At 65.7% G+C, this 2629-nt stretch carries 2 protein-coding genes; one reads left to right on the top strand and one right to left on the bottom strand.

Annotated features, from left to right (window positions below):
- Positions 1–77: 77 nt before the first annotated feature.
- The gene (locus tag AB0N17_RS45965; RefSeq protein WP_366017631.1) at positions 78–1547 is read right to left on the bottom strand and encodes a sugar transferase; all 1470 of its coding nucleotides are present in this window, start codon (positions 1545–1547) and stop codon (positions 78–80) included.
- A gap of 687 nt (positions 1548–2234) precedes the next feature.
- Here AB0N17_RS45965 and AB0N17_RS45960 point away from each other — a divergent pair.
- A partial coding sequence (locus AB0N17_RS45960; RefSeq protein WP_366017630.1) for a DUF4158 domain-containing protein occupies positions 2235–2629 on the top strand: 395 nt, incomplete at its 3' end.

The following is a 2629-nucleotide window of genomic DNA, read 5'->3' as shown; positions in this document are numbered from 1 at the left end:
TCGGTCCACCGGATGCTCCAAACGTTTGATCCCCAGATTCTGCGGCTCCCGCCGTCCGGCACCGGCTTCGGTAGACGCTAGTAGGCGCCGCGGCCCTCAAACACGGCCCGTACAGTGCGGGCCATGACCGCCATGTCCCAGGTCCAGGACCAGTTATCCACGTACCGCAGATCGAGTGAGACAGTCTCGTGCCAGGTCAGGTCAGACCGCCCACTCACCTGCCAAAGGCCCGTAAGGCCCGGCTTGACGTTCAGTCGGCGCATCTCCGTCTGGTCATAGCAGGTGACTTCTTCCGGCAACGGCGGGCGGGGCCCCACCAGTGACATGTGGCCCAGCAGGACATTGACCAGCTGAGGAAGTTCGTCCAGGGAGTATCGCCGCAGAAGGCGGCCGAGCCGTGTGACGCGCGGGTCCTGGCGCAGCTTGAACATGTGGCCGTCATGCTCGTTGGCGGTCACCAGGTCGCTCTTCACCCGGTCCGCGTCGACGACCATGGTCCGGAACTTCCACATGGAAAAGTGCGCGTTGTCCCGACCAACTCGTGTCTGGCGGTAGATCACCGGCCCTGGCGAACTCATGCGTACGGCGAGCGCCAGAAGCGTGAACAGCGGGGCGAGCGTGATGAGCAAGAGCAGCGCACCCATCCGGTCGGTGACGTCCTTCAGAAGTGTCGGCAAACCACGTCGCATCGGCGGTGAGATGTGCAGCAGGGTGAGTCCAGCCGCCGAGGTGAGCCGGATCCTGCGCCGGGCAACCTCAATGATGCCCGGAAGAACCAACAGTGAGCAGTCCCGTTCGTGCAGGGCCCATGACAGCCGACGCAGCCGGCCCCAGGACATGCATCCGCCTGTGGCCACGAAGACCGTCTCGGCGGCGAGTGCGTCGGCGGCCTCCCCTACGGACTGGGCATCCTCGTCGAGCCCAGTGGGTTCGTCGGCCGAGAGCCGGGCACATACCCGTACGCCGGACAGCACGTCGCCGTCGCCTACTACACATGCCCCGACCGTCACATACCCGTGGTCGGTGCGTTCGGCCAGTTGCCCAACCACCGCATCCACCGCCTGGGCTTCGCCAATGACGAGGACGCGCCGCAACGCCTGGGCGCGCCGCCGTACGCCCATGAGATGACGGTGGACCCCCTTGCGGCAGACCGCAGTGAACACCAAAGACGGGAAGAGCGCAGCAACAACAGCCGCAGGCGCACCACCGAAACCGCATGCGGCCCGCAAGGCAACCAGGGCTCCGAGGAGCACCAGCCAGTCCCGGACGACCGGCCCGATCGCAGCGCCCTCGTCCCATGTCCATGGTGCGTACCGTCGGCTGGTGAGGCCCACGAGCCACCAGAGGACGCTGATAACCACTGCCTGGCTCACGGGATGAGGCTCGCCGATCGCCACGAACACCGTCGCCGTCGACAGCGCCGCTCCGGCGACGTCGGCACAGACCACCACCGGTACATAGCGGCTAGTACCCGGGCCAGGCCGGACGGGCACCCGATGCGGTGTGCGGCTCGGCTGTCGTGATGCCGCACTGGTGAACTGCTGCATGCCTCTCCCCTATGACACCAAATGTGATCCAATGAAGACAGACGCAGGTGGGCGCGGCTGCAACGGCGGGAGGCAGGAGGCGCGCGACCACCTCATGCAATCCTTATATCAATATTTATGCAGATCTGTCCTATTTGCGGCATTCACTCTTGTGTAAACACCCTCACCGGACGACAGCCACAGCCCAGTCGGCTGGCGAGTCGACAAGGACACGCTTCCCTCGCCTGGCAGGGGGCTGAGGAACACCGGAACGAAACCAGCACCGGGAACGCCGCACCGAGGAGTGCCCTGACTGCAGCTTTGACAGACCGGAGCCGCTCGAGCTTCTGGCCACTGGGGCCGCCGCCGTCCGGCTGACGACGGCGCACTGCTTCGGGGAAATTCCCGGACGACCTCGACGGACATCCCGGCCGAAGTCGCCGACTACGTCGACGCGAGGCTTCCCAACGTCGCGGATGCGTCTGTGCTGAACACGTACAACGAACAGGAGCGGCCGACGGCTTCCCGTACCACAGCAACCTCATCGACGGATGCCGCGCCGAAACCGCCCTCACCTTGACGACATCACAGCGCCAACGCCAGTAGCGGTAAGGAAGGATCTCGCTCACTAGCGCAGTGATCACTCGTACCGTCGATCTTCCATCGAAGATCGTCTGCGCTGGTCAGCTCGGGGCTACCGTCCGCCGCGTGTCGATGGAGTTTCTGACTGATGAGCAGGCCGGGGCGTACGGACGGTTCGTTGAGGAGCCGACGCGTCCGGAGATGGAGCGGTTCTTCTACCTCGATGACCTGGACCGGCGGCTGATCGGGAAGCGACGGAGTGATCACAACCGGCTGGGCTTCGCGCTACAGATGTGCACGGTCCGGTATCTGGGCCTCTACCTGGAGGACCCGCTGGACGTGCCGTGGCCGGTGGTCGCGTACGTCGCCGAGCACCTGGGCGTCGAGGACCCGTCGTGCGTGAAGCGGTACACCGAGCGGCAGATGACGGCATACGAGCACGCCTGGGAGAGCAGGGACGCCTACGGCACGGAGGCCGGCGCCGACCTGGACGCGGCGGCGTTGTTCCGGGCGCCGGAGGC

The organism is Streptomyces sp. NPDC051133 (assembly GCF_040682635.1).
Classification (GTDB): Bacteria; Actinomycetota; Actinomycetes; order Streptomycetales; family Streptomycetaceae; genus Streptomyces.
The sequence above is the reverse complement of the archived record's forward strand: the minus strand, read 5'-3'. Positions and strand labels throughout refer to the sequence as shown.

Excerpts from the sequence above, each read along its gene's own strand:
- AB0N17_RS45965 (WP_366017631.1), bottom strand. The coding sequence starts at position 1,547 with ATGCAGCAGTTCACCAGTGCGGCATCACGACAGCCGAGCCGCACACCG.